Annotated in this window: 11 protein-coding genes; all 11 read left to right on the forward strand. The window is 72.5% G+C overall.

What is annotated here, in order from left to right:
* The first annotated feature begins 159 nt into the window (after positions 1–159).
* The 11 genes from PX701_RS14230 to PX701_RS14280 all read left to right on the forward strand — a co-directional run bounded on the left by PX701_RS14230 (position 160) and on the right by PX701_RS14280 (position 20179).
* Positions 160–1131 carry an FHA domain-containing protein gene (locus tag PX701_RS14230; RefSeq protein ID WP_231431466.1) on the forward strand — a complete coding sequence of 324 codons (972 nt, stop codon included), beginning with the start codon at positions 160–162 and terminating at the stop codon, positions 1129–1131.
* Positions 1128–1964 (forward strand): PP2C family protein-serine/threonine phosphatase, encoded by an 837-nt coding sequence (locus PX701_RS14235; RefSeq protein WP_231431465.1) that lies wholly within the window; start codon positions 1128–1130, stop codon positions 1962–1964. The genes PX701_RS14230 and PX701_RS14235 overlap by 4 nt, the downstream gene beginning before the upstream one ends.
* A gap of 117 nt (positions 1965–2081) precedes the next feature.
* Positions 2082–3473, forward strand: coding sequence for a serine/threonine-protein kinase (locus tag PX701_RS14240; protein WP_231431464.1), 1392 nt, complete (start codon positions 2082–2084; stop codon positions 3471–3473).
* Positions 3473–9349, forward strand: coding sequence for an Ig-like domain-containing protein (locus PX701_RS14245; protein ID WP_275506664.1), 5877 nt, complete (start codon positions 3473–3475; stop codon positions 9347–9349). The genes PX701_RS14240 and PX701_RS14245 overlap by 1 nt, the downstream gene beginning before the upstream one ends.
* Positions 9346–10317 carry an AAA family ATPase gene (locus PX701_RS14250; protein ID WP_231431462.1) on the forward strand — a complete coding sequence of 324 codons (972 nt, stop codon included), beginning with the start codon at positions 9346–9348 and terminating at the stop codon, positions 10315–10317. The genes PX701_RS14245 and PX701_RS14250 overlap by 4 nt, the downstream gene beginning before the upstream one ends.
* Positions 10314–11627, forward strand: coding sequence for a DUF58 domain-containing protein (locus PX701_RS14255; RefSeq protein WP_275506665.1), 1314 nt, complete (start codon positions 10314–10316; stop codon positions 11625–11627). The genes PX701_RS14250 and PX701_RS14255 overlap by 4 nt, the downstream gene beginning before the upstream one ends.
* Before the next feature lie 8 nt (positions 11628–11635).
* Entirely contained in the window at positions 11636–13915 is a 2280-nt protein-coding gene (locus PX701_RS14260; protein ID WP_275506666.1) for a transglutaminase TgpA family protein, read from the forward strand.
* Positions 13912–14496: a zinc-ribbon domain-containing protein gene (locus tag PX701_RS14265; protein ID WP_275506667.1), complete on the forward strand. Its 585-nt coding sequence runs from the start codon at positions 13912–13914 to the stop codon at positions 14494–14496. The genes PX701_RS14260 and PX701_RS14265 overlap by 4 nt, the downstream gene beginning before the upstream one ends.
* A 91-nt stretch (positions 14497–14587) precedes the next feature.
* Entirely contained in the window at positions 14588–17647 is a 3060-nt protein-coding gene (locus PX701_RS14270) for an FtsK/SpoIIIE domain-containing protein (protein WP_275506668.1), read from the forward strand.
* 148 nt (positions 17648–17795) lie between these two features.
* A complete protein-coding gene (locus tag PX701_RS14275) occupies positions 17796–18980 on the forward strand; it encodes a polyamine ABC transporter substrate-binding protein (RefSeq protein ID WP_275506669.1) in 1185 nt (394 codons plus the stop codon).
* 2 nt (positions 18981–18982) lie between these two features.
* Positions 18983–20179, forward strand: coding sequence for an ABC transporter ATP-binding protein (locus PX701_RS14280; protein WP_231431456.1), 1197 nt, complete (start codon positions 18983–18985; stop codon positions 20177–20179).

Consider the following 20179-nt stretch of genomic DNA (forward strand, 5'->3'; position numbering starts at 1 on the left):
AGGATGCCTCTGGCAAGTGATTCCGTCGATTCTCGAGCGATTCACGACTGATTCCATGGTGCTGGCTGGTGATCGAGGTCCATCTCGGGCGTGCGCCGCGGCCTCGGCTGGTGGATGCGCGTCGCGCGGCGCGGTCCGGTCGGTGGAAGACTGGACGACATGCCACGAGGGACGGTGTCGAGCCACGCGATCCCGGGCGCCGCAGCCTGGGACGCCATCGTCGGCGAGCGCTTCGTCGTCGTGCTCGCCGCCCCCGCAGCCGATGACGTCCTCGCGGCGCTCGCCGGTGTCGCCGCCGACCACGGGCTGGCGCTCGAGTCGCTCGTGGCTGCGATCCCGGCGCGGCTCGATGACGACGAGCAGGATTTCGCGCTCGTGTGGTGGATGGGCGACGACCCCGGATCCGTGACCGCCGTCGTGCGCGGGGGAGCGGTCGTCGACCTCGAGTCGCCCGGCGGCAGTCGACGATTCGACGGGCGAGGCATCAAGCCCTGGCATCTCGCGGAGTTCCACGACGTGTCGGCCGTTCGACTCACCGGCGCCGCATCCGTGCTCGAACCCGTCACGGGTGGCACGGTCGTCGCGCACGCGCGGGCGAGGCTGCGAGCGTCCGCCGTCGAATGGCAGCGCGCCGTCGCCTCGGCCGACGCGGACACGGTCTACAGCGCGAGCGCGGCGGCCATCGACGCCGAGGACGGCGGCACGGGACCGGATGGCACGATCGCGGCGTCGGCCCCGGAGCTCCCGGCCCCCGCGCTCCCGCAGGTGCGCGTGGCCGGGGGAGACCCGTTCGTGCCGCAGGGCTCGGTGCTCATCGGCCGGAGGCCCGGTGCCCCGAGGATCCCGGGCGTCCACGGCGTGCCCCGGCTCATCGCCGTCGACTCGCCGGGCAGGATCGTCTCGTCGACCCACCTCGAGCTCAGGGTCGAGGGCGCACGTCTGGTCGCGAGCGACCTGCGCTCGACGAACGGCACGACCGTGATCGGGCCGCGCGCGCCCCGGCGATTGCGTGCGGGCGAGTCGATCGTCGTCGTGCCGGGCATGAGCCTCGATCTCGGAGACGATACGATCGTCGAGATCCTCCCACCCCCCGGAGTCGATCACCCCACGCGAGACAGGCCGAACACGTGACGCAGATAGGCAACGGCAACGCGCGCCATCGGATCGCGCTGCCCGACGGCACCGAGATCACCCTCGCGTGGGCCGCGATCACCGACACCGGCCTGCGGCGCGAGGTCAATGAGGACAGCTACGTGGCGCAGGCACCCGTCTTCGCGGTGGCGGACGGCATGGGCGGACATGCGGCGGGCGATTTCGCGAGCGCCGCCGTCGTGACGCGGCTCGCCGAGCACGGCGGCAAGCCGGTCATCGGCACGGCCGAGATCGACGCGTCGCTGCATCGCGCCGTGCAGGACATGGGGCGGGGCGCCGGCGTCACCGACGAGGGCAGCGGGACCACGGTGACCGGCGCGGCCCTCGGGCTCATCTCGGGCGAACCGGCATGGATCGTCTTCAACATCGGAGACTCGCGGGTCTACCGCCTCGTCGGCGGCGTCCTCGAGCAGCTCACGGTCGACCACTCGATCGTGCAGGAGCTCGTCGATGCCGGGCAGATCACGCGCGAAGAGGCCGACACGCACCCGCACTCGAACGTCATCACGCGGGCGGTCGGATTCCACGAGGCGCCCATCCCCGACTATCGGGCGATCGCCGTCGAGGAGGGCATGCGGCTGCTCGTCTGCTCCGACGGGCTCACGAAGGAGCTCACGTCCTACGGCATCCGCCACTTCCTCGTCGCCAATCCGAAGGCCGAGAAGGCCGCCACCCAGCTGGTCGACGCCGCGCTCGGAAACGGCGGGCGCGACAACGTGACGGTCGTCGTGATCGACGTCGTCGAGGTCGTTCCGCCCCCGTCCGAGCCCGGCGAGCACGACGACGACGCAGGTGAGACCGCGAGGGCCTGACCGCCCCGCGGCGGTGCGCCCGCGGCGACCTACAATGGGGGGCAGCGGGCCCACGTCGGCACCGAACCCTGCCGCGCCGTCCCGATGAGCGCTGTCCCGATGAGCACTGGGAGGATCGTGTCGCGACGACTGCCGTCCACCCCGCCGACCCTTCCGGGCTTCGAGTTCATCCGCGTGCTCGGTTCGGGCGGCTTCGCCGACGTGTTCCTCTACGAGCAGAACATGCCGCGCCGGCTCGTCGCCGTGAAGGTGCTGCTCGCCGGCGTGGTCAACGACGACCTCCGGCAGATGTTCCAGGCCGAGGCGAATCTGATGGCCCAGCTGAGCTCGCACCCCTCGATCCTCACGGTGTACCAGGCGAGCGTTGCCGCCGACGGACGCCCGTACCTCGTGATGGAGTACTGCTCGGCTTCGATCGGCCAGCGCTACCGTGCCGTGCAACTGCCGCTCGGTGAGGTGCTCTCGATCGGGGTGCGCGTCGCGAGCGCCGTCGAGACGGCCCACCGATCCGGTGTGCTGCATCGCGACATCAAGCCGTCCAACATCCTGACGACCGCGTACGGTCACCCGGTGCTCAGCGACTTCGGCATCGCGGCAACGCTCGGCCAGGCCGAGACCACCGAGGCGGTCGGACTCTCGGTGCCGTGGTCGGCACCCGAGGTGCTCCGCGACGAGACCAGCGGCACCGTCGCGAGCGAGGTCTGGGCCCTCGGAGCGACGGTCTACTCGCTGCTCGCCGGGCGGAGCCCGTTCGAGGTCCCGGGCGGCGACAACTCGCCGCAGGCGATCACGGCACGCATCGGGAAGTCGAAGCTCGCGCCGACCGGCCGCATCGACGTGCCGGCGAGCCTCGAGGCGGTGCTCGCCCGGGCGATGTCGAAGCAGCCGAAGGCGCGACAGTCCGGGGCGCTCGAGTTCATCCGCGACCTGCAGGCCGTGGAGGAGGAGCTCGGGCTCCCGCAGACGCCGATCGAGGTGGCCATGGACGACTGGGCGCTCGCGACCGCCGTCGACCTCGACGAGCGGACCCGCGTGAGTCCCGCCCGCTCCGGCATCGACCAGGCGCGGCGGCGACGGCGATCAGCCGCGCGAACCACCGTCGATCCGGCGTCGGCGGAGACGACCGCGGGTCGCGCGCGATCGACACCACCCACCGCTCGCCGACTCGCATGGGGCATCTCGATCGCGGCCGTGCTGCTCGTCGCGCTCGTCGGGGCGGGCATCGCGACGGTGATCCAGAACACCAGAACGATTCCGGTCGTCACCGATCTGCGCGGCGCCGCCGCGGGCGAAGAGGTGACGTTCGAGTGGAGCGATCCGGGTCTCCGCCAAGGTGACGCGTACCTCGTGCTCGTCGACGGCGAGGCATCGCCGATCCAGCGCGCGACGATCCTGTCGGTCGATGCGGCGGGTCGCGACCGTGTGTGCGCGAGCGTGACCGTCACACGTGACGGGAAGCCGGGCACGCCGAGCGCCGAGCGCTGCGTCGATGTCGAAGGGGTCGGGTGATGCGACTCGCGATCCCGCGTCGTCATCGGTCCGCCATCGTCACCGCGGCCGCGGTCACGGCCGTCGTCGCGGTCGTCGCCACGATCGCGGTCACGAGCGGCGGGTATGCGGCGCAGCGCGTCGAGCTCGGCGACGCCGCCGTCTGGGTCGCGAACGAGCGCTTGCAGTCGGTCGGCCGCGCGAGCACCGCCGCGCTCGAGCTCAACTCGATGGTCGAGACGGGCGGCGGCTCGACGATCGTGCAGCGCGGCGCGACCGTGCTCGTGTTCGACCCCGACCGATCGAGCGTCGGCGTCGTCGACGCCGCGGACTCGACCCTCACCGACACCGTGCCGGTTCCCCCCGATGCCTCGACCATCGCGCTCGCGGGCGACCAGGTCGTGATCGCCGCCGACGGCGAGCTCTGGACGACCCCGATCGACGACTTCGCCGATTTCGAGGAGAGCGCGGACTCCGATCTCAACTTCGGACCGGGCGCCGTCATCTCGGCCGCGCCGTCCGGCCTGCTGTTCGCGTACACGCCGTCGACCGGCGACCTCGCGGAGGTCTCGGCCGCCGACGGCGACCAGATCGCCGCCGACTGGTCGCTCGAACCGTTCCCGACCGACCACGAGGTGCAGCTGACCTCGGTCGGTGGTCGCTGGGCCGTCTTCGACGCGGACGACCGGGTGCTCGAGCTCGACGGTCGCCGGGTCGAGCTCGCCGACGAGATCGGTGCGTCGGCGGCGCCTCGCCTGCAGGTTCCGGCCGACGAGGGCCATGAGGTCTGGATCGCGCATCGAGGCGGGCTCGTCGCGGTTGATCTCGACAGCGGTGCAGTGCGCTCGGCCGTGACGGATCTCGACGGGACGCCCGCGGCGCCCGTCGTGCACTCGGGCTGCGTGTACGCGGCCTGGGCCGGCGGTTCGGCGTGGCGCTCGTGCGACGACGGCGACCGGCCCGTCGAACTCGGCGCGGCGAGCGACGAGCTCGCATTCGCCGAGAACGGCCGGGCCATCGTGCTCAACGACCGCGCCAACGGTCGGACCTGGGTCGCCGATCGCGGCTTCGAGCGCATCGACGACTGGCAGCGACTGATGAAGACCGAGCGCGATGATCGCGAGGTCGAGCGCAACGACCCCGACCGCGATCCCGAGATCGAGAAGCGCCGGACGCCGCCCGTCACCGAGGACGACGAGTTCGGCGCGCGACCGGGCCGGACGACGGTGCTGCCCGTCCTCCTGAACGATTACGACGCGAACGGCGACGTGCTCGCGATCGCCGGGGTGGACGCGGAGCTGCCCGAGTGGGCGCGGCTGGACGTCATCTCCGACGACCAGCAGCTCCAGCTGACCCTCGATGCGGACGCAGCGGGCACCGTGCGCTTCGACTACTCCGCCGACGACGGGCACGGCGGTTCGAGCCGGGCCTCGGTGGCGGTCTTGGTACGCGCCGCGGAGGAGAATGCGCCGCCGGTCCAGCGTCGATCGATCCGTGCCGACGTCGGAGTCGGCGAGCGGGTGTCGACAGCGGTGCTCGGCGACTGGGTCGATCCCGATGGCGACCCGGTGTTCCTCCGGCGCGCCGAGGTCGCGAAGCCCGATCAGGTCTCGTCGACGGCCGAGGGCACGGTCGGGTTCATCGAGCGCGGCGGGACGGGCGACGGCCGCACGGTCTCGCTCGTCGTCTCGGACGGCCGGGACGAGACGGTCGGCACGCTCGAGGTCGACGTGCATCCGGCCGGCGCCGTCCCGCTCGAAGCCGAGCCGTTCATCGCCCTGGCCACGGCCGGCCGCGAGATCGTCATCGATCCGCTGCGTCACGTGCGAGGCGGCGGCGGCCGGGTCGAGCTCAGCGCGGTGCCGGCGAAGCCCGACGTGACGATCACCCCCGACTACGACGGCGGCACCTTCCGGTTCACGAGCGACGAGATCGGCACCCACTACCTCGAGTACACCGTCACCGACGGAGCCACGCCGGCCACGGGCTTCGTCCGCGTCGAGGTGCAGGCGCCACCCGACCGCGACACCACTCCGGTCACCGTGCCGCACACGGCCTTCGTGCGAGTTGGGCAGCCGGCGGACATCGACGTGCTCGCGACCGACATCGACCCGACCGGCGGCGTCCTCGTCGTGACGGATGCGGAGCGGTCCCGGCCGGGCGACGGATTCCGCGTCGAGGTCGTCGACCACCGGCTGCTGCGGGTGACGCTCATCGCACCGCTCGAGACCGGCTCGACCGTGTTCGGGTACCGGGTCAGCAACGGGCTCGCCGAGGCGGCCGGCCAGGTGACGCTGGTCGAGATACCGGAACCCGAGGCCGCCCAGCCTCCGGTCGCGGCGCCCGACACGATCTCGATGCGCACGGGCGACGTCATCGACATCCCCGTGCTCGAGAACGACGAGCAGCCCGACGGGCTGCCGTTCGAACTCGTTCCCGACCTCGTGGAGGAGCCCGACGCCGGACTGCTCTTCGCGTCGGGCGAACGGTTGCGCTACTTCGCCCCCGAGGTGGCGGGCGACTACCGTGCGCGCTACCGCATCGAGTCGGGCGGCCAGGTCGCCGATGCCGTCGTCACGATCTCCGTCCGCGAGGCCGAACCCGAGACGAACACACCGCCCGTACCGGAGACGGTGACGGCGCGCGTCATCGCGGGTGAGAAGGTGCGCATCCCCGTCCCGCTGTCTGGCGTCGACCCCGACGGCGACTCCGTGCAACTGCTCGGCCAGCAGTCGAATCCAGAACGCGGTGTCGTCGAAGCGACGGGCCCGGACTGGCTCGACTACCGGGCCGGCGTCTACGCGTCCGGCACCGAGGAATTCGCCTACTCGGTCGTCGACGCCCTCGGTGCCCGCGCGGAGGGCACGGTGCGCGTCGGCATCGCTCCGCGCGTCGACCGGCCTGCCGCCCCGATCGCGGTCGAAGACCTCGTCACCGTGCGTCCGGACCGCACTGTGACGGTGCAGGTGCTCGACAACGACTCCGATCCCGGTGGCGGCGATCTGCGCGTCATCCGCGTCACGAGGAACCGCGGCGACGCGACGGCCCGCACCGTCGAGGAGGGGCGTATCGAGGTCGACGTCCCGCCCGGCTCCGGCAAGTCCTCCTTCATCTACACGATCGAGAACGAGGCGCTCGGACAGGCCACGGCCTTCCTCACGGTGGTCGCGGACCCGGATGCCCTGCTCGCCCGGCCCGAGGCATCCGACACGGTGCTCGGCCTCACCGACATCGTCGGCGAGGAGTCCGTCGTCGTCCCGGTGCTGGAGAACGTCTTCCTCGCCGACGGCGACGTCGACGACGTCGGCGTCGACCTCGTCGACGGGTACCGGCGTGGCGCCCAGGTGCTGCGTGACGGGTCGATCAGGGTCGAGATCGAAGACCGTCGACGGGTCGTGCCGTTCGTCGTGAGTCACCCGGAGGACCCGAGCCTGGTGGCCTATGCCTTCATCAGGGTCCCCGGACGAGACGACGCCCTGCCGCAGCTGCGCGCCGATGCGCCCGATGTCGAGGTCGCGAGCGGCGAGAGCGTCGAACTCGAACTCGCCGACTTCGTCATCGCCGCGTCCGGCAAGCCCGTCCACATCACGGACGAGGCGAGCGTGCTCGCCTCGCACAGCGACGGGACCTCGCTCGTGGTCGATCGCGACACCCTGAGGTTCCGAAGCGAGCAGGGCTACTCCGGTCCGGCCTCGATCTCGTTCACCGTGACGGACGGCGACGGCCCCGATGACCCGACCGCGCGCACGGGCACGATCGTGATCCCCATCGAAGTGCGTGCGAACGACGACGAGCCGCCGGCCATCACCGGCACCGTGATCGACTTCGAGCCGGGCCAGACGAAGCAGATCGACCTGCGCCGACTGACGAGCCCGCCCGCCGCGACGGCATCGGCGGACCTCAGCTACCGAGTGCTGCCGCCGCAGGCCGAGGGCTTCGACGTGCGTCTCGACGGCGACGAGCTCACGGTCGCAGCGCGCGCCGACACCCCGATCGGCGCGCGGTCCGCCGTCGTCGTCGACGTCGCCGATGCGTCGGGATCCGGCTCGGGCGGGCGCATCGAGCTGCGCATCGTGCCCTCGACGAAGCCCGTCGCGAGCCCGATCGACGACCGGGCGATCGCAGCCCGCGGGCGGACGACGACGATCGACGTGCTCGCGAACGACGAGGAGACGAACCCGTTCCCCGAGACGCCGCTGCGCGTCGTCGCCGTCGACCTCGAGGGAATCGGCGACGGCATCGAGATCACGCCGAGCGCCGATCGTTCGACGCTCACCGTGACGGCGGCAGCCGATGCGCCGCCCGTCAACACGACGGTGCGGTATCAGGTCGAGGACGCGACGGGCGAGGCGTCGCGACGAGCCTGGGGCTCCGTGACCGTTTCGGTCCAGGACCGCCCGGATCCCGTCGTCGCGCCGACCGTGACGGGCTTCGGCGACGGCACGCTCGACGTCGCCTTCGGGGCGGGCGGTTTCAACAACTCGCCCATCATGGGCTACGAGATCGCGCTCACCGACCCCGGCACGGGCGACGCGCTCGCCACCACGATGTGCGAGGCCACGACCTGCACCGTCGACACCCCGGGCAACGGCCGCGGGAACGCCGTCGACGTACGCATCCGGGCGCGCAACGGCATCGGCTTCTCCGATCCGCAGGTCGCGCCCGGACCCGTCTGGTCCGACGTCATCCCCGCCCCTCCCGGCGGCCTCACCGCGCTCCCGCTCGACGGGCGGCTCGGCATCGAATGGGACCCGGTCGCGACGGGATCGGGGAGCCCCGTGCACTCGTACGTGGTCACGGTCGCCGGAGTCGCGACGGAGGTGGCCGCGGCATCGGCCTGCACGCCGAGCGAATGCCGCGTCGACTCGCAGGCCCTCGCGAACGGCAGCCGGGTACCCGTCAGCGTCAGCGCACGCAACGAGGCGTATCCCGCGCTCGCCGTGTGGACTGCGGCATCGACCGCCGGCACGCCCTTCGGGCCGCCCGTCGCCGGATCGATCGATGTCGCGGGCGACGCGGCCGCGGGCGCGGTGACCGTCACCTGGTCGCCGTTCGCGGCGAACGGCGACGCCGTCGCGGGCTATTTCGTGCAGCGGCTCGTCGACGGCGCGACCGGGGTTCCGAGCGGGGCGCAGTCATGCCAGGTCACCTCGCCGGCGCCCGGCAGCGTCGTACCGCCGTCGTCGGGAGGCAGCGTCGCCGAGACGGTCCGCGTCGGCCCCGAGGCATCCAGCCTGCGGTTCTCGGGGACTGCCGCGGAGTCGACCCGCTACTCGTTCATCGTCTGGGGCTACAACCGGGCGGGGTGCGCGCACACCGCGGTCGCCGGGACCGTCGTGCGGCCGGGCCCCGGGGGCGTCGACGGCGTCGACAGCGAGATGGCGTGGAACGGGCCGGAGGTCTGGGACCGCTACATCGACGACGTCGACGTCGCGGCCTCGCGGATCGAGATCGTGGGCGTCGACGAGCAGGGGACGCAGATCGCCGGAACGAAGCGCGAGTTCCGCGGATCCGGCTGGCTGCGGGAGCTGCTGAGCGAGCGGTTCGACTTCGGCGAGACCGGCCGGTTCCAGGTGCGCGGGTGCACCGTCTGGGGAAGCTGCGGACGCTGGTCGGACATCCTGCCCGCCGGAGAGTCGCCCACCCTGACGTTCGCGCTGCCGAGCCGGCAGTGGGACTCCCGCCGCTCGACGTGGTCGTGGACGGACGCGCCCGACAATTCTGGCCTCCCGGTCGAATTCAGCTGCGGAGTGGACGGCGATGCGCGGGGTCGCCCCGCGCAGACCCCGACGAGCTGCGAGATCGTCGGGGCCGGGCCAGGGGACACGGTCTGGTTGGATGTCAGGATCGCCGGCGTGAGCGCGCGATACGAGGCGAAGAACGAGGAGAAGCAATGACGATGACCCCCGACGAGGCCGCCGGCTTCGCTGCGACGCTCGACCGGCTGGTCGGCGCCGTGGAGGAGGTGCTGCTCGGCAAGAACCGCGTCGTGCGGCTCGCGTTCACCGCCCTCCTCAGCGAAGGCCACCTGCTCCTCGATGACGTGCCGGGAACCGGCAAGACCTCGCTCGCCCGCGCGATGGCGCAGTCGGTGTCGGGCACGAGCAATCGCGTGCAGTTCACGCCCGACCTGCTGCCGGGCGACATCACGGGCGTCACGGTGTACGACCAGCGCGAGGGGGTGTTCGAGTTCCACCCCGGCCCGGTGTTCGCGAGCATCGTGCTGGCGGACGAGATCAACCGGGCGAGCCCGAAGACCCAGTCGGCGCTCCTCGAGGTGATGGAGGAGGGACAGGTCACGGTCGACGGGCAGACGCATCCCGTCGGGCACCCGTTCATGGTGATCGCCACCCAGAACCCGGTCGAGCAGGCCGGCACCTATCGGCTGCCCGAGGCCCAGCTCGACCGCTTCGTCATGCGCACGTCGATCGGCTACCCCGACCACGCGTCGACGATCCGGATCCTCGAGGGGGCCGACCAGCGCGCGCACGACCAGCGGGTCGAGCCGGTCGTCGACGCGGAAGAGGTCGTCGCCCTCGCAGCGCTCGCGCGCACGGTGTACGTCGATCCGACGATCCACGACTACGTCTCGCGCCTCGTCGACGCGACCCGCACGGCCCGCGAGGTGCGACTCGGCGTGAGCGTGCGCGGCGCGCTCGCGCTCATCCGGACGGCGAAGACGCATGCGGCCGGCCGCGGCCGGCACTACGTCGTGCCCGACGACGTGAAAGCGCTCGCCGAGCCGGTGCTCGCGCACCGGCTCATCCTCGATCCCGAGGCCGAGTTCGACGGCGTGACGACGTCGAACCTGGTCGCGCAGGTGCTCATCGAGACCCCGCCGCCATCGACGAAGCAGGTCGTGTGAGCCTTTCCGCGACGCGAACGACGATCCCCGAGGAGGCACGGAAGCAGGGCCTGCTCGCGGTCGTCATCGCGCGTGCGGTGCTCGGCGGTCGATCCGCCGCCGGCGCGGCGATGCGGTGGACGGCCGCCGTGCGCGGCGTGGTCACGCCGCTCGGCTGGTCCGTCGCCGCAGCGGCGGCCGTCTCGCTCGTCGTCGGCTACAGCTGGGGGCTCGTCGAGATCATCGCGCTCGGCTGGGCCTTCGTCGTGCTCGTCGCGGTCGCGGCGCTGTGGCTCGTCGGGCGCGGCGCCGGCGAGGTCCGCCTGTCGTTGCCGACGCCTCGCGTCGTCGTCGGCGATCACGCCGAGGCGCGCCTCGTCGCGAGCAACCCCGGTCCGCGGCGCTTCGGCGGCGTGCAGCTCGAGGTCCCGGTCGGCGAACGGGTGATCGAGCGCGTGCTGCCGGGCCTGCCGCGCGGCGGCACGGTCGACGAGGTGCTCCGCATCCCGACCGAACGGCGCGGGATCGTTCCGATCGGACCGGCGCGGACGGTGCGCGCCGACCCGATCGGGCTCATGCGGCGCGAGATCGTCTGGTCCGACACGGCCGAGCTCCGGGTGCACCCGCGCACGGTGGCGGTGTCGGCGCTCAGCACGGGGTTCATCCGGGACCTCGAGGGATCGCCGACCCGCGACCTCACGACGAGCGACATCGCGTTCCACGCGCTCCGCGAGTACCTGCCGGGCGATGACCGCCGATACATCCACTGGCGGTCGAGCGCGAAGACCGGCACGTTCATGGTGCGCCAGTTCGAGGAGTCGAGGCGAAGCCGGCTGATGGTGCTGCTCGACCTCGAGCCCGGCGCGTACACCGACGACGCCGAGTTCGAGCTCGCGGTGGGCGCCGCGGCATCGGTCGGGGCGCGCGCCATCCGGGACGCGCGGAGCGTCGCGTTCGTGGTGTCCGGGCGCCACGCCGGTCGCACGGGTGCGATGCGCGAGCTGCCGACCGTCTCCCGCGACCGGCTCGTCGACGCCCTCTGCGTCGTCGAGCGCGACGACCGCGTCGCGCCGCTGCCGGACGTCGCGCGGAGCGCGGCCGAGACGCTGCACGGGCTCTCGCTCGCCTTCCTCGTCACCGGCTCGGCACGCGGGGTCGGTCCGCTGCGCTCGGCGGCGAGCCGGGTACCGGCCGGCGTCGAGGTGGTCGCCGTGCAGTGCGCGCCGGAGTCGCAGCCGACGGCACGCACCGTCGGCGGCCTCACCGTGTTCGGCATCGGCTACCTCGAGGACCTGCGTGCGATGCTCGCGAGATCGGCCTCGGTCGCATGACGGCGCGGATGGGACCCGGACCGGGTCGGGGTTGGTCGGTCGCGATCAGCATCGCGCTCGTCGCGGCGATGCTCGCGGCGGCGATGATCCCGTGGTGGCCGATCTACGAGAGCCCCGCGTTCTTCGCCGCCGCGGGAGCGGCGATCCTCGCCGGTTGCGGGATCGGCCTCGCCGGGGCGCGCTGGTCGTGGCCCGCCTGGCTCGTCGCCGTCGCCGTCGTGGCCGCGTATCTCGTGCTGGGGGTTCCGGTCGCGGTGCCCGACCGGGCGCTCTTCGGCGTGCTGCCGACGCCCGACGGACTCGTCGAGCTCGTCGCGGGCGCCGCCCTGTCGTGGAAGCAGCTCGTCACGATCGCGGTGCCGGTCGGCTCGTATCAGGCGCTGCTCGTGCCGCCGTTCCTGCTCGGTCTCGTCGCCTCGACCGTCGCCGTCACGATCGCGTTGCGCACGAACCGCCCCGCCGCCGCGGCGCTGCCGCCCGCGCTGCTGCTCGTCGCGGGCATCGCGCTCGGCGTCGTGCACGACGACTTCGCCCTCGAGGCCGGCCTCGCATTCTTCGTCGCTGCCGTCGCGTGGTTCGTGCGGATCGGGATCGCCGACCGGCGGGCGATCGCGGGCGGCCGCCGAGTCGAGACGACGCTCGCCGACGCACGGCGCGTGCTCGGGGCATCCGCGCTCGTCGCCGTCGCGCTCGTCGGGGCGACCGCTGCGGCGGTGGCGCTGCCGACGCCGCCGCGCAGCGTCGTCCGCGCCGAGCTGCAGCCGCCGTTCGAGCCGAACGATCACGACAGCCCGCTCGCGGGGTTCCGCACGGCCTTCGCCCCCGACTCCGCCGATGAGCCGATGCTCGACGTGCGCGGCCTGCCGGAGGGTGCGGGACTCGTGGTCGCAGTGCTCGACACGTACGACGGCATCGTGTACTCGGTCGGCGGCTCCGACGGCTCGGGTCCGTCGGGCCGGTTCAGCCGCGTGCCGTACCGGCTCGACCAGCCCGTCGACGGCGGCACGACCGAACGCATCGATGTCGCCGTCGAGGGCTACCGCGACGTCTGGGTGCCGGGCATCGGCCGGCTCGAGCGCATCGAGTTCGCCGGGCCCCGCGCCGACCGGCTCGCCGAGTCGTACTTCTACAACGACGCCACTGGCACCGGTGCGGTCGTCGACGGCCTCCGGTCGGGCGACCGGTACGTCGCGGACTCGGTGGTCCCGGCGTCGCCGTCCGACCTCGCATCACTCGAACCCGGTACGAGCGTGATGCCGCCCCTTCCCGAACTGCCTGCTCGCCTCGTCGACCTCATCGACGAGTGGGCGCCGGCGACCGCGACGCCGGGCGAACGGCTCGCCGGGGTGATCGAGGGATTCCATCGCGACGGATACGTCAGCCACGGGCTCGAGGGCGAGGAGCCGAGCCGGTCGGGGCACGCGCTCGACCGGATCGAGGAGCTCGTGACGGAGCAGCCGATGGTCGGCGACGGCGAGCAGTATGCCGTCGCCGCGGCGCTCATGGCCCGCGAGATCGGCTTCCCGGCACGCGTCGTCGTCGGCTACCTGCCGGGTCCAGGTTCCGAACGGGATGCCTCGACAGGGAGCGTGCGCTTCACGAGCGCCGACCGTCAGGCGTGGATCGAGGTGCAGACCTCCGACGGGGCGTGGCTGCCGATCGATCCGAATCCCGTGCCACGACCCATCCCCGAGCGCGAGCCCGAGCAGGCCAAGGTCGTGTCGCGCCCCGAGTCGGTGCTGCCGCCGCCCGCGGAGCGCACGCCGCTCGTCGACGACGATGCCGGTCCCGGCTCGACGCCGGATGGCGGCGACGACGGCGACGATTGGCTGCAAGCCATGTTCGCAGGCCTTGAGATCACCGGTATCGTGCTCGTCGGCGCGGTCGCCCTGTGCAGCCCCTTCCTCGCGATCGTGGTGGCGAAACTCCGGCGGCGTCGCCTGCGCCGACGCGCGCCGACGGCGGTCGAGCGCATCGAGGGCGGCTGGCTCGAGTTCGCCGACTCGGCCGCGGACTACGGGTACGCGATCGTGCCGACCGCGACGCGCGCCGAGCAGGCGGCGACGGTGGGCGGGCTCGCCCCGCTCGTCCTCGCGTCCGTCGTCGACCGTGCGGTCTACGCACCCGGGGGACCGGGTCACGGCGACGACCACCGCGTGTGGGAGACGGTCGACGAGCTCCGCCGTCGACTCGGCGTCTCGCGGAGTACTCGCGACCGGCTCCGGGCGGCGATCTCGCTCAACTCGCTCGGCGGGTACGCTGTCAGCCGGAGAGGAGTGCGTTCGTGAACTGCCGGATCTGCGGTGCCGAGTTGCCCGCCGACGCGATGTTCTGCGGCGAGTGCGGCAGTTCGACGAGCGCGACCCCGGAGTCGCGCCGCAGGCCCGATCCGCGTCCGGGCGACACGACCCGGGTCGAGCGGCTGCCGCGCACGTCGCAGCGCAACAGCGGGGTGATCAGCGTTCCGATCGAGGGATTCCGGCCGGCCGAGCCCATCGAGGATGCACCGGCTCCGGCCGTCCCGTCGGTCGCCGAGCCCGGTCGCCCGCGCTTCTCGCTTCGGTTCAGCACCGGCGAGACGCGCACGGTGTTCGGCTCGGGGCTCATCGGCCGGAAGCCGATGCCGCAGCCCGGCGAACGGTTCGACCACCTCGTGCAGATCGCCGATCACACGCTCTCGGTCTCCAAGACCCATCTCGAGTTCGGCGAGCACGAAGGAACGATGTGGGTCGCCGACCGGTTCTCGAGCAACGGCACCGTCGTGCGACGTCCCGACGACGGCGCGCTCCGGTGCGAGCCCGGCCGCCGCTATCTCGTGCCTCGCGGCAGCCGGGTGGAGCTCGCCGAGCAGTACTTCTCGGTGGACTGACCCGTCCTCCACAGTCGCGTCGCGGCCGGATCGGTGCACGGCGGGCGGCGGGCGCACGACGACCGGGGTGCACGGATGTTCGGATGACCGGGTGGACCAGACCGAGCTCGCCGAACCCGTCGTGCATCTGCCGCTGAGCCTGCCGCCGGCGCCGGCCGAGCCGGAGCGACCCGGCTTCCCGCTGCTCGCGGCGGTCGCGCCCGTCGCCGGGGCCATCGCGCTGTGGGCGGTCACCGGGTCGATGTACTCGCTCATGTTCGCGGCGCTGGGGCCGCTGGTGGCGGTCGCCTCGGTGCTCGACGCTCGTCGGCAGGTCCGCCGTCGCCGGCGCCGTGCGGAGCTCGAACGTGCTGGGCTGCTCGCGTCGCTCGAGGCGGAGATCCACGCCCGTCACGATGAGGAGCGCCGTGCGGCCTGGCGGGCGACCCCATCGGCTGCCGCACTGGTCGAGCGCGCGGTCCGGCCTGCCTGGGCAGGCGGGCGCCCGGGGCCGGTCGTCGTCGGCGTCGGCGCCGTGCGCAGCGCGGTCCGCGTCGACGGCGTGGTCGCCGATGCCCGCGACCGCGCCGTGCTCGAAGCGGCTGCCCGGCTCGGCGGCGCACCGGTGGTGGTCGACGCGTCGCAGGGCATCGCGTTCGTCGGGTCGCCCGGACTCGCGCGGGCGGCTGCCCGCGCCGCCCTCGTGTCGTGCGCGCACCACGCCGATCCGCGCACGGTGGAGCTCGACCTCCCCGACGCGCCCGAGTGGGCGTGGGCCGCTCGACTGCCGCACGCGGGCGACGGCGGCGACCGGGACCGCTCGGTGCGGCATGCGGTGCGCGTCGGCGCACCGGCCTCCGGGCGCGCGGCGGGTCCGATCCGCGTCGTCGACCAGGTGGCCGATCCCGAACAGGCGAAGCGCGTCGGTGCGCCGGCCGCGGCGCGCATCGTGATCGCGAGCGACGTCGGGTCGCTTCCGCCGGGCCTCGGAGCCGTCGTGCGGCTGCTGGGCCCGGGGCGCGCCCGCCTCGAGACGACGACGGGCGCCGCGCCGGCGACGATCGAGCCCGTGCTCGTGTCGCGCGCGGCGGCGCGCGGGTGGAGCGAGTCGGCCGCCGCGCTCGCCGAGCGGATCGCGGGTCCGCAGGCGTCGCTGCTGCCCAGTCGCGTCGCGCTCACCGAGTTGCCTGCGCCGGCAGCCGGTCGCAGAGGCGTCGAGCGTGCGAGCCTGGCCGTCGCGGTCGGGTGCACGGCGACCGGCCCGCTCGAGCTCGACCTCGTGCGGCACGGCCCGCATGCACTCGTCGGCGGGACGACCGGCAGCGGCAAGAGCGAGTTCCTGCTCGCCTGGCTCACCGCGCTCGCGCGCGCGTACGCGCCGGATGAGGTGTCGTTCCTGCTCGTCGACTTCAAGGGCGGCGCCGCGTTCGAGCCGATCCGCGAGCTGCCGCATGTGACCGGTGTGGTCACGGACCTGGACGGTGCGGAGGCGCGACGCGCCGTCGAGAGCCTGCGCGCGGAGCTGCGCCATCGTGAGTCGGTGCTCGCCGACGCCGGAGCGCGCGACGTGCGCGAACTGGCCGACGCGGTCGATCTCCCGAGGCTCGTGATCGTCGTGGACGAGTTCCAGGCGATGATCGAGCAGTTCGGGGAGCTCGGCGCGGTCGTCGCCGACATCGCGGGGCGGGGACGCTCGCTCGGCGTGCACCTCGTGCTCGCCTCGCAGCGACCGAACGGCGTCGTGCGCGAGCAGATCACGGCGAACTGCGCGATCCGGGTATCGCTCCGAGTCATGCAGCGATCCGACAGCCTCGCGGTCGTCGGCACCGAGGCCGCGGCCGCGATCCCGCCCGACGCGCCCGGTCGTGGCGTCATCGATCGGGGCGACGGCGACGCCATGCTGTTCCAGTCGGCCGTCGCCGACCAGGCCGCCGTGCTCGGGGCGAAGGTCGCCGCCGCGGGCCTCGGCAGGGCGCGCCGCCCGTGGCTCGATCCGCTCCCGGCGGTGATCACGAGCGAGGAGCTCGCAGCGTTCACCGCCTCGATCGCAGGCCGATCCGCGGCGGGAGGCTCAGAGGCCGGACTCGTCTTCGGCATCGTCGACGAACCCGATCGGCAGCGGCGCGGTGCTGCCGAGTGGCGCGCGGGGTCCGACGGGCACCTGCTCGTCGCCGGGATGCCCGGCAGCGGGCGGTCGAGCGTGCTCGCCTCGCTCGGCGAATCAGCGACGCGGCGCAGCGGTCCCGGATCGGTCGTCCGATTGACCGGCGCCCGCAGCCAGGTGTGGGACACGCTCGAGTCGCTCGAGCATGCGATCGCCGCGCACTCGGCCGTCCGGTTGCCGCACCTCGTGATCATCGACGACCTCGATCGCCGATTCCGCACCTGGCCCGACGACTACCGCGCGCTCGCCCTCGAGCGAATCGGCCGTCTCGCGCGAGAGGGCCGCGGCCGCGGCGTCGCGGTGGTCGCGTCGGTCGTGCAATGGCTCGGCGTCCCGCACGAGCTGCGCGATGCGTTCGGCGCGCGCCTGCTCCTGCGCCAGCCCACGAAGGCCGACCTGCTGCAGGCGGGGGGAGTGGGGGAGCTGTGGCGGGCCGACGACGTCCCCGGGGCGGGGCAGTGGCGCGGTCATCGCGTGCAGTGCGCCCTGCCTGCGGCCGCATCGGCCGCGGCCGGCCCTCGTCCCGTCGACCCTCGCCCGGACGCTCACGAGTTCGGGGTCTCGCCCGCCGGTGCGGCGCCACCCGTCGAACTCGCCGAGGGCGGTCGGTACGCCGTCGTGACGGTCGACCCCGCCGGCGACGCCGAGCGGTTCGGAGCGCTCGGCGCGATCGTCGTCCCGGTGGTGCCGGGCTCGCCTGTCGCGCCGGTCGACGTGGGCCCGGCGACCGCGACGTCCGCGACGCCCACGGTCTTCGTGGGTAGTGCCGACGGGTGGTCCGCGAACTGGTCGCTGGCCGCCCCCGTCCGCGAGCGGGCGGTCGTGCTCGTCCGAGGCGGGGCGACCGAGTACCGCGCGCTCGTGACCGAGCGGGGCCTGCCGCCGCTTCTCGACGACGGCGCCGGGCAGGGGTGGATGCGACCGCCGGGCGGCCCTGCACGTCGGATCAGTTGGCCTGCAGGCGGGTCGGCAACCGAATCCGCTGTCCCGGGCGCGATCCGGAACTGATTCCGTGCAGAACGTTCTCAGAAATTAACGATTCGGACACCATGTACTGCACAACCGGTGCACCCTGTGTCAGGATCATCCCACCCCGTATGCGCTTGCCACCGAAATGGAGTCCCCCGTGAGCTCTCGGCCCCTGCCTCAAGACCCGATGATCCGTGCACTGATCGCGAAGGCGCGCCAGTCGCAGCTGAATCGCCGAACCCTCCTCGCCGGCGCCGGCGCCGGCGCGACCGCCCTCGCGCTCGCCGCCTGTTCGACCGGCGGCGGCAAGGCGAAGCCGACTCCCGCCGCCGACAAGTCGGAGACGGACAAGACCCTCAACTGGGCCAACTGGGCCGCGTACATCGACGAAGACGACGCGGGCAACTACCCGACGCTCCAGGCGTTCACCGAGCAGACGGGCATCGAGGTCAACTACGACGTCGCCGTCGACGACAACAACACCTACTACGGCAAGGTGAAGGACCAGCTCGCGCTCGGCCAGGACATCGACGCCGACCTCGCGGTGCTCACCGACTGGATGGCCGCCCGATGGATCCGCCTCGGCTACACCCAGGCGCTCGACCACGCGAACATCCCGAACCTCGCGAACCTCAACCCGGCGCTCCGCGACCCCGACTTCGACAAGGGCCGCGAGTTCACCGTGCCCTGGCAGGGCGGCTTCGCCGGCATCGCCTGGAACAAGGAGGCGATCCCCGGCGGGCTCACGAGCGTGTCCGACCTGTGGGACCCGTCGCTCAAGGGCCGCATCGGCGTGCTCTCCGAGATGCGCGACACGATGGGTTGCATCATGCTCGAGAACGGCACCGACATCGCCGGCGACTGGGGCGACGACGAGTACACCGCCGCCATCGAGATCCTGCGCGAGCAGGTCGAGAACGGCCAGGTCCGCAACATCAAGGGCAACTCGTACCTCGAGGACCTGAAGAGCGAGGACACCCTCGCCGCCATCGTGTGGTCGGGTGACATCACCGTGATCAACGCCGAGGCCGGCGACAAGTGGGAGTTCGCCCTCCCGTCGGCCGGCGGCACGCTGTGGAACGACAACTTCCTCGTGCCGATCGGGTCGCCCCGCAAGACGAACGCCGAGACGCTCATCAACTACTACTACGAGCCCGAGGTCGCCGCCGAGGTCGCCGCGTGGGTGAACTACATCACGCCGGTCGTCGGCGCGAAGGAGGCCGCCGCCGCGATCGACCCCGAACTCGCCGAGAACCAGCTCATCTTCCCGAACGAGGAGACGCTGCAGCAGGCGCACATCTTCCGCTCGCTGTCGGGTGCCGAGGAGCAGAAGTACCAGGCCGAGTTCCAGAGCATCCTGCTGGGGTCGTGACGATGGCGATCCGAGAATTCGCCGAACGCGGGGCCGACCTCGAACTCGTCGGCATCCAGAAGCGGTTCCCCGGCTTCACGGCCATCGAGAACCTCGACCTGAAGATCCCCGCCGGCTCGTTCTTCGCCCTGCTCGGTCCGTCGGGCTGCGGCAAGACGACGACGCTCCGACTCGTCGCCGGCCTCGAGGAGCCGACGCAGGGCCGCATCCTCATCGGCGGCAGCGATGTCACGAGCACGCGGGCGCACGAGCGCCCCGTGAACACGGTCTTCCAGAGCTACGCGCTCTTCCCGCACATGACGATCATCGAGAACGTCGCGTTCGGGCTCAAGCGCCGCAAGATCGCCGACCCGATGGCGAAGGCCCACGAAGCGCTGAAGCTCGTCGAGCTCGATCACATCGCGCAACGCAAGCCCCAGCAGCTCTCGGGCGGTCAGCAGCAGCGCGTCGCGCTCGCCCGTGCGATCGTGAACCGCCCGGCGCTGTTGCTGCTCGACGAGCCGCTCGGCGCACTCGACCTCAAGCTGCGCCGCCAGATGCAGCTCGAGCTCAAGGCCATCCAGGAGGAGGTGGGCCTCACCTTCCTCCACGTGACCCACGACCAGGAGGAGGCCATGACCATGGCCGACACCGTCGCGGTCATGAACAAGGGCGCGATCGAGCAGATGGGCGCTCCCGAGGAGCTCTACGAACTGCCTCGCACGGCGTTCGTCGCGAACTTCCTCGGTCAGTCGAACCTGTTCACCGGCCAGGTCGTCTCGACGACCGCCGACGCGATCACCGTCGAGTCGGCCGGGGCGCGCATCGTCGTGCCCGCGGCTCGCGCGCAGCGCCATCAGGGCGAGGTCACGGTCGGCGTCCGGCCTGAGAAGGTCTCGCTGCACCGGGAGGCGCCCGCCGCCGACGCGAACCGCAACGTCCTCGCTCCCGGTCGTGTCGTGGACGTGTCGTTCTCGGGTGTGAGCACCCAGTACCTCGTCGAGATCCCGGGCCACGGCACGGTCATGGTCTTCGCCCAGAACATCGGCTTCGGGCCCGTCGCCGGCCTCGGCAGCGAGGTGTGGATCAGCTGGGCCGTCGAGCACGGCTTCGGCCTCGAAGACGGCCCCGACGAGACCCGCTTCCAGGACGACGCGTCGACGACCTCGCTCGCCGCGCTGCACCGCGAGGCGCTCGTCTCGGAGCTCGAGGAGCACTGA

Source organism: Agromyces chromiiresistens (assembly GCF_029167465.1).
In the GTDB taxonomy this organism is placed as follows: Bacteria; Actinomycetota; Actinomycetes; order Actinomycetales; family Microbacteriaceae; genus Agromyces; species Agromyces chromiiresistens.

Bases quoted from the DNA above. Each gene is read 5' to 3' on its own strand.
- PX701_RS14275 (WP_275506669.1), top strand. From the start codon at position 17,796: ATGATCCGTGCACTGATCGCGAAGGCGCGCCAGTCGCAGCTGAATCGC.
- PX701_RS14280 (WP_231431456.1), top strand. From the start codon at position 18,983: ATGGCGATCCGAGAATTCGCCGAACGCGGGGCCGACCTCGAACTCGTC.
- PX701_RS14250 (WP_231431462.1), top strand. From the start codon at position 9,346: ATGACGATGACCCCCGACGAGGCCGCCGGCTTCGCTGCGACGCTCGAC.
- PX701_RS14260 (WP_275506666.1), top strand. From the start codon at position 11,636: ATGGGACCCGGACCGGGTCGGGGTTGGTCGGTCGCGATCAGCATCGCG.
- PX701_RS14245 (WP_275506664.1), top strand. From the start codon at position 3,473: ATGCGACTCGCGATCCCGCGTCGTCATCGGTCCGCCATCGTCACCGCG.
- PX701_RS14230 (WP_231431466.1), top strand. From the start codon at position 160: ATGCCACGAGGGACGGTGTCGAGCCACGCGATCCCGGGCGCCGCAGCC.